This is a genomic window from Curtobacterium sp. PsM8, from assembly GCF_030433875.1.
Classification (GTDB): Bacteria; Actinomycetota; Actinomycetes; order Actinomycetales; family Microbacteriaceae; genus Curtobacterium.
Map to the genome: position 1 here is coordinate 1 of NZ_JARUXD010000109.1, position 7425 is coordinate 7425.

The following is a 7425-nucleotide window of genomic DNA, read 5'->3' on the forward strand; positions in this document are numbered from 1 at the left end:
CCCCCCCCCCTGCCGGGCCCCCCCCCGGGGCGGGCCCCCGCCGGCCCCCCGCCCCCCCCCCGCCCCCCCCCCCCCCCCCCCCCCCCCCGCGGGGGGGGGGGGCCCCCCCCCCCCCCCGCCTCTCGATGTGACCCGGACACCATGCAGCAGCTCCTCCACCACACGGACGTCTCCCGACGGCGTCCGCGCAGCGCGGCGACGCGCGTCGTCGTCGACCCCACCGGCCCGTCCACGGGGTGGCGTGGGTGCACCGATCGTCGTGGGATGATCGTCTGATGGCGGTGACGAGACGAGCGGTCCACATCGGCGCCGGCAAGATCGGGCGCGGGTTCGTGGGCCAGTTCCTCGTGTCGAGCGGCTACGACCTCACCTTCGTCGACGTCGACGAGCGCGTGGTCTCGGCCCTCAACGAAGCCGGGCGCTTCGTGGTGCACGAGGTCGGCGAGATGCCGGTCGAACACCTCGTGGCCGGGTTCCGTGCGCTGAACAGCAAGACCGACCGGGAACGCGTCGTGCAGGCGATCGCCGACGCCGACGTCGTCACCACGGCGGTCGGGGCGCGCACCCTGCCCCTGGTGGCCCCGCTCATCGCCGAGGGGCTCGCGGCACGCCCGCTGGACCGCGGCGACGTCACGATCGTCGCCTGCGAGAACGCGTTCAACGCCACGGACTCCCTGCACGCCAGCATCCGCCGGGCGCCGATCCTCGAGGACCGCGACATCGCCGCGGTGTTCGCGAACTGTGCGATCGACCGCATCGTGCCGGACCAGTCCGGGGTGCTCGGGCAGTCCGGTGGTCTCGACGTCGTCCTCGAGCCCTTCTACGAGTGGGTCATCGAACGCACGCCGTTCGACGGGACCGGCTCCGAGCCTCCCGTCATCGACGGCGTCACCTGGGTCGACGACCTGCAGCCGTTCGTCGAGCGCAAGCTCTACACCGTGAACACGGCCCACGGGGCGGCCGCCTACCACGGATGGGTCCGGGGGATCCGGCTCATCCGGGAGGCCCTCCAAGACCCCGACGTGCGGGCGGAGGTCGACGGGGTGCTCGCGGAGACCACCGCGCTGCTCGTCGCGAAGCACGGGTTCGACCCGGCGGAACACGCCCGGTACGTCGCGGCGAACCTCACCCGCATCGCGAACCCCCTGCTGCCCGACACGACCCGTCGCGTCGGCCGCAACCCGCTTCGGAAACTCGGCCGCCGTGAACGGTTCATCGGCCCCGCCGCGCAGCTCGCCGAACGCGGTCTGCCCGTCGACCACCTGATCGGCGCCGTCCGGGTCGCGCTCGAGTTCGACGACCAGGACGACCCGGAGTCGATCGAGCTGCACGCGCTGCTCCGCTCCGGGGCCACCGCGCACGCCCTCACCGAGATCCTGACCGGGCTCATGGAGGGACACCCGCTGTTCCCGGCCGTCCGTGACGTCGTCGCCGGGGTGCTCGAGACCCAGCCCGCCCAGGCATGAGCCGCGACCCTCGTAGGATCGACGGCATGACCGAGACCCGCGAACCGGACGACGACGCCGCCCTGTCGTGGGGCGACGCGGACGACGCGACCCACGTCGACGCCGCCCACAACCCGATCGCCGTCAAGGAACGCGACACCCGCGACCCCGACGCGCCCGAGACGTCCGGTGCCCTGATCGGGTTCGGGGTCTTCGGCGGGCTGTACCTGCTCTACACGGTCGCCTGGCTGCTCACCGCCTCGACGAGCTACCTGATGACGACCGACGCGGTCCTGTCCGGGTTCGTCACGCTGCTCCGCTTCCTGGCGATCGTCGCGCCGGCGCTCTGGTTCGCCGTCGTGATCTGGGTCGCCCGGACGCGCTCCACCCGCACCCGGCTGCTCTGGATGCTGCTCGGCGCGGTGGTGCTCTTCCCGTGGCCGTTCCTGTTGACGCGGAGCTTCGGGTGACCGCCGTCGAGCGTCCCGCCACCGGCGCCACTTCCGCGCGGTCGCTGGTCGGGCGCATCGTCGTCTGGGTGGTCTTCGCGGTGCTGTTCGCCTACATGACGGCGCAGAGCGTCGGCAACCTCGTGGTGATCACGGACAAGCTGCAGAAGTTCAACGAGTTCGTCGGCTCGGCCGGTGGCGCGTCGCTGAAGCGCCCGGTGCCGTGGGTGTGGCTGGTCCTCGACGTGGTGGTCCCGCCGCTCGCGTACGCCGTCGGTGTGTGGGTGACCCGCCGGTCCACGGCCGTCGTGACCGTCGCGGTGCTCGTCGTGGCCTTCGCCGGTGCGGGGGCACTCTGGCTCACGCTGCAGCTCTACGTGCCGAGCCTCGTCGACCTCTGACCTGCCTCCCGGCGTCGTAACCGGGTCCGGCCGTCGATAGGGTGGTGGTACACCACCCGTCTCGTGTGAGGAACAGCAGTCGTGTCGAAGCCGGTCGTCTTGATCGCCGAAGAACTCTCGCCCGCCACCGTCGACGCCCTCGGGCCCGACTTCGAGATCAGGAACGTGGACGGCACCGACCGTCCAGCCCTGCTCGCCGCGCTGTCCGACGCGCACGCGATCCTGGTGCGCTCCGCCACCAAGGTCGACGCGGAGGCGATCGCCGCGGCTCCCGAGCTCAAGGTCATCGCCCGCGCCGGTGTCGGCCTCGACAACGTCGACATCAAGGCGGCGACGACCGCCGGCGTGATGGTCGTCAACGCTCCGACGTCGAACATCATCTCGGCGGCCGAGCTGACCGTGGGCCACATCCTGTCGCTCGCGCGGCACATCCCGGCGGCGCACGCGTCGCTCGCGGCCGGCGCGTGGAAGCGGTCGTCCTACACCGGCGTCGAGCTCTACGAGAAGACGGTCGGCATCATCGGCCTCGGCCGCATCGGCGCGCTGATCACCCAGCGCCTGCAGGCGTTCGGCGTCTCGGTCATCGCGTACGACCCCTACGTCACCTCGGCGCGCGCCCAGCAGCTCGGTGTCGAGCTCGTCTCGCTCGAGGACCTGCTCCGCCGCGCGGACTTCACGACGATCCACATGCCGAAGACGCCCGAGACGGTCGGCATGATCTCCGACGACCAGTTCGCGCTGATGAAGCCGACCGCCTTCGTGGTCAACGTCGCGCGCGGTGGCCTGATCGACGAGGACGCGCTGCACCGTGCGCTCACCTCGAACACCATCGCCGGTGCCGGCCTCGACGTCTTCGTGTCGGAGCCGCCGAAGGACTCGCCGCTCGTGTCGCTCCCGAACGTCGTCGTGACCCCGCACCTCGGTGCCTCCACCGACGAAGCGCAGGAGAAGGCCGGCGTCGCGGTCGCGAAGTCGGTCCGGCTGGCCCTCGGCGGCGAACTCGTCCCGGACGCGGTCAACGTCGCCGGCGGTGTCATCGACCCCTACGTCCGCCCGGGCATCCCGCTCGTCGAGAAGCTCGGCCAGGTCTTCACGGCGATGGCGACCTCGCCGGTCACGAGCATCGACGTCGAGGTGCACGGCGAGCTCGCGGCGTACGACGTCAGCGTGCTCAAGCTCGCCGCGCTGAAGGGCGTCTTCACCGACGTCGTCAGCGACCAGGTCTCCTACGTCAACGCCCCGCTCATCGCGGAGCAGCGCGGTGTCACCGTCCGGCTCATCACGGACGCCGACAGCCCGGAGTACCGCAACCTCCTCACCATCCGCGGGGCACAGTCGGACGGCCCGGCGATCAGCGTCTCCGGCACGCTCACCGGCCCGAAGCAGGTGGAGAAGCTCGTCGAGATCAACGGCTACGACGTCGAGGTCGCGCTCGACAAGCACCACGTCGTGATGGCCTACACGGACCGTCCGGGCATCGTCGCGGTGTACGGCAAGGAGTTCGGCGAGGCGGGCATCAACATCGCCGCCATGCAGATCGCCCGCCAGTCGGCCGGTGGCGAAGCGCTCAGCGTGCTGACCGTCGACTCGCCGGTGCCGGACGACGTCCTCGAGCACGTCCGTTCCACGATCGACGCAGCCTCGCTGCGTGAGATCGACATCACGCTCTAGGAGACCCCCATGTCGCAGACGCTCAAGTTGGCGGTCATCCGTGGCGACGGCATCGGCCCCGAGGTCGTCGACGAAGCGCTGAAGGTCCTGCACGCGGTGGCCGACGGCGAGCTCGACGTGCAGGAGACCCCGTTCTCGCTGGGGGCCGAGCGCTTCCTGGCGACCGGCGACGTCCTCACCGAGGACGACATGGCCGCCCTGGCCGAGCACGACGCGATCCTGCTCGGCGCCGTCGGTGGTGACCCCCAGGACCCGCGGCTGGCTGGCGGGATCATCGAGCGCGGCCTGCTGCTGAAGCTCCGGTTCGCGTTCGACCACTACGTGAACCTGCGACCGACGAAGGTGCACGCCGCGGTCGGGTCGCCGCTGTCCGACCCGGGCGAGGTCGACTTCGTCGTCGTCCGTGAGGGCACCGAGGGCCCGTACGTCGGCAACGGCGGTGCGATCCGGGTCGACACCCCGCACGAGATCGCCACCGAGGTCTCGATCAACACCGCCCACGGTGTCGAGCGGGTCGTCCGGTACGCGTTCGACCTGGCGATGCGACGCCCCCGGAAGCACCTGACCCTCGTGCACAAGACCAACGTGCTGGTCCACGCCGGTTCGCTCTGGCAGCGCACGGTCGCCGCGGTCGCCGTCGAGTACCCGGACGTGACGGTCGACTACCAGCACGTCGACGCCGTGACGATCCACATGGTGCGCGAGCCGTCCCGCTTCGACGTCATCGTCACCGACAACCTGTTCGGCGACATCATCACCGACCTGGCCGGCGCGATCAGCGGCGGCATCGGTCTCGCGGCCTCGGGCAACCTGAACCCGGACGCCACCTTCCCCAGTATGTTCGAGCCGGTCCACGGGTCCGCGCCGGACATCGCCGGCCAGCAGCTGGCCGACCCGACCGCCGCGGTCCTCTCCGTCGCCCTGCTGCTCGACCACGTCGGTCGCGCGGACCTGGCGGCAGCGGTGACCCGGGCGGTGGAGGCCGACCTCGCCGGCCGGGGCACCACCCGACGGTCGACCGCCGAGATCGGCGACGCGATCGCCGCGGCCGCGGTCGCCGCACGCACCACCACGGCCTGACAGGAGTCACCCCGCATGAGCGACAGCACCACCGAGACCACCGACACCTTCGCCCTCGACTTCTCGACGACGCCGTCCCCGGAGCGCCGCGCAGCCGCCGAGCGCGAGGAGATCCTCGCCGACCCGGGCTTCGGCAAGCACTTCACCGACCACATGGCCTCGGTCGAGTGGACGATCGACGACGGCTGGCACGACGCGTCGGTCCACCCGTACGGGCCGCTCTCCCTCGACCCGAGCGCCAGTGTCCTGCACTACGCGCAGGAGATCTTCGAGGGCATGAAGGCGTACCGGCACGCCGACGGATCGATCTGGTCCTTCCGCCCGGACGCCAACGCCCGTCGGTTCGCCCGGTCGGCCCGCCGACTGGCGCTGCCGGAGCTGCCCGAGTCGGTGTTCGTCGAGTCGATCCGGCAGCTCGTCACCGCGGACCAGGACTGGGTGCCGTCCGCTCCGGAGACCAGCCTGTACCTCCGCCCCTTCATGATCGCGACCGAAGCCTTCCTCGGGGTCCGCGCCGCCCACGCCGTGCAGTACCACTGCATCGCGAGCCCGGCCGGGGCGTACTTCACCTCTGGGCCGAAGCCGGTGTCGATCTGGCTCTCGTCGCAGTACGCCCGGGCTGCCCGCGGCGGCACCGGTGCTGCGAAGACCGGCGGCAACTACGCGGCGTCCCTGCTCCCGCAGCAGGAGGCGTACGAGCACGGCTGCCAGCAGGTGATGTTCCTGGACTCCGAGAAGGGCGAGTACCTCGAGGAACTCGGCGGGATGAACGTCGTCCTGGTCCGCTCGGACGGCACGCTCGTGACCCCGGACTCGGACTCGATCCTCGAGGGCATCACGCGCGACTCGATCCTGCAGCTGGCGCTCGACAGGGGCCTCCGGGTGGAGCGTCGTGCGGTGTCCCTCGCCGAGTGGCGTGACGGGGTCGCCGACGGCACGATCACCGAGGCGTTCGCCTGTGGGACCGCCGCCGTGGTGACGCCGATCGCCGAACTGCGTGGTGACGGCTTCACGATCGGTTCGCCGACCACTGGTGCCGGCGAACTGACGATGTCCCTGCGCGAAGAGCTCACCGACATCCAGTACGGCCGCCGTCCCGACCCGCACGGGTGGATGGTCCGGCTCACGGACCCGACGCCGAGTGCTGAGTAGGGTCGACCCGTGAAGATCGCACGGTTCAGCACCGAGGGGGAGGACCCCCGTTACGGCATCCTCGACGAGCGCGCACTGGTGGTGCTCGCCGGAGACCCGATGTACCAGGGCTTCGAGACGACGGGGGAGCGGGTGTCCCTCAAGGACGCGAAGCTGCTCGCCCCGGTCATCCCGCGGTCGAAGGTCATCGGAGTCGGCCTCAACTACGCCGAGCACGTCTCGGAGATGGAAGAGCACACCGCGGACGACCCGGTGGTGTTCCTCAAGCCGAACACGTCGGTCATCGGACCGGAGGACCCGATCCGGCTGCCGGCGGACATCGGTCGGGTGGACCACGAGGGTGAGCTCGCCATCGTGATCGGCTCGCTCGCGAAGAACGTGGCGAAGGAGGACTTCGCCAGCGTGATCCTCGGCTACACGATCGCGAACGACGTGACCGCCCGTGACCTGCAGGCCCGCGACGGCCAGTGGGCGCGCGCGAAGGGGTTCGACACCTTCTGCCCGCTCGGTCCGGTCATCGAGACCGAGATCGACCCGTCGGACATCCGCATCGAGACCCGTGTCGACGGCGACCTCCGTCAGGCGGCCTCGACGAACGAGATGGTGCACGACATCCCGACACTCATCGAGTTCATCTCGTCGATCTGGACGCTGCTGCCCGGTGACGTGATCCTCACCGGTACCCCTGCCGGTGTCGGCGCGATCCGCGACGGCGAGGTGGTGGAGGTCACGGTCTCCGGCATCGGTTCGCTGCGCAACCCGGTGATCGCCCGCCACTGACCGGCGCGCTCAGCACCGTCGGCTCCCGACCTGGAGGCCCGGCACCCCTCGGGTGTCGGGCCTCCGTCCGTCCCGGGGCCGGTCCGGGGCTGGTCCGGGGCCGGTCCGGGGCCGGTCCCGGGGCCCGTCGCGGGAGGGGAGCGGACCTGCGGCCGAACAGCGACACGCCCGGGCGAGACACCCGGTTGGCAGGCCCTCGGACCGTGTGTAAAGTAATCACTCGTTGCCGCTGAGGCGGAACGGAACGGCCGAGACGGTCACCGGGTGCACAACTCGGGGGATGCAGTCCGGACGGGGTCCGCCTCCAGCAACCACCCCACCGATCAGATGTCGACTTCGTGTCGATCATCCGGTGGGTTCGAGAACGACAGCCTCTCTGGCGAGACACCGTTTCGGTGTTGAGTGGGGAGTGCGTCTGGTCCTTGAGAACTCAACAGCGTGCACATT

General features: G+C 70.8%; 7 protein-coding genes. All 7 read left to right on the top strand.

Going from position 1 to position 7425, the window contains the following annotated elements:
• Nucleotides 1-275: 275 nt before the first annotated feature.
• The 7 genes from QCD68_RS16415 to QCD68_RS16445 all read left to right on the top strand — a co-directional run bounded on the left by QCD68_RS16415 (nucleotide 276) and on the right by QCD68_RS16445 (nucleotide 6978).
• A complete protein-coding gene (locus QCD68_RS16415; protein WP_301223790.1) occupies nucleotides 276-1466 on the top strand; it encodes a mannitol-1-phosphate 5-dehydrogenase in 1191 nt (396 codons plus the stop codon).
• Nucleotides 1467-1492: 26 nt separating this feature from the next.
• Nucleotides 1493-1915, top strand: a complete 423-nt coding sequence (locus QCD68_RS16420) for a hypothetical protein (protein WP_111076316.1) — start codon at nucleotides 1493-1495, stop codon at nucleotides 1913-1915.
• A complete protein-coding gene (locus tag QCD68_RS16425; RefSeq protein ID WP_111076315.1) occupies nucleotides 1912-2295 on the top strand; it encodes a hypothetical protein in 384 nt (127 codons plus the stop codon). The genes QCD68_RS16420 and QCD68_RS16425 overlap by 4 nt, the downstream gene beginning before the upstream one ends.
• 81 nt (nucleotides 2296-2376) lie before the next feature.
• Nucleotides 2377-3966 (top strand): phosphoglycerate dehydrogenase, encoded by a 1590-nt coding sequence (serA, locus tag QCD68_RS16430; RefSeq protein WP_111076314.1) that lies wholly within the window; start codon nucleotides 2377-2379, stop codon nucleotides 3964-3966.
• Between the two features lie 9 nt (nucleotides 3967-3975).
• Entirely contained in the window at nucleotides 3976-5046 is a 1071-nt protein-coding gene (locus tag QCD68_RS16435) for a 3-isopropylmalate dehydrogenase (protein WP_301223791.1), read from the top strand.
• Between the two features lie 15 nt (nucleotides 5047-5061).
• On the top strand, nucleotides 5062-6198 hold the full coding sequence (locus tag QCD68_RS16440; protein WP_301223792.1) for a branched-chain amino acid aminotransferase: 1137 nt from the start codon (nucleotides 5062-5064) through the stop codon (nucleotides 6196-6198).
• A gap of 9 nt (nucleotides 6199-6207) precedes the next feature.
• Nucleotides 6208-6978 carry a fumarylacetoacetate hydrolase family protein gene (locus QCD68_RS16445; protein WP_301223793.1) on the top strand — a complete coding sequence of 257 codons (771 nt, stop codon included), beginning with the start codon at nucleotides 6208-6210 and terminating at the stop codon, nucleotides 6976-6978.
• Nucleotides 6979-7425 lie beyond the last annotated feature (447 nt).